Source organism: Bacillus sp. DNRA2 (genome assembly GCF_012843265.1).
Classification (GTDB): Bacteria; Bacillota; Bacilli; order Bacillales; family Cytobacillaceae; genus Bacillus_BU.
This window is the reverse complement of record NZ_JABAIT010000096.1, coordinates 1-253: the sequence shown is the minus strand read 5'-3', so window position 1 is coordinate 253 and position 253 is coordinate 1. Positions and strand designations below refer to the sequence as shown.

1 rRNA gene is annotated in these 253 nt (G+C 38.3%); it reads right to left on the bottom strand.

Annotated features, from left to right (window positions below):
* Positions 1 to 94, bottom strand: a 5S ribosomal RNA gene (gene rrf / locus HHO41_RS22185); the annotation flags it as partial.
* Positions 95 to 253: the final 159 nt, after the last annotated feature.

The following is a 253-nucleotide window of genomic DNA, read 5'->3' as shown; positions in this document are numbered from 1 at the left end:
AGGGGGAGAGCCCCCAACTACCATCGGCGCTGAGAAGCTTAACTTCCGTGTTCGGTATGGGAACGGGTGTGACCTTCTCGCTATCGCCACCAGACTATTATACAAGACATTATTTATTATAATGGCTTTTTTAAATTTTGCAAGAGAAATTTCATTCTCTCAAAACTAGATAATTTTAGAAGAAATGATTTTTACGATATCACCTTTAATTGGTTAAGTCCTCGATCTATTAGTATCAGTCAACTCCACATGT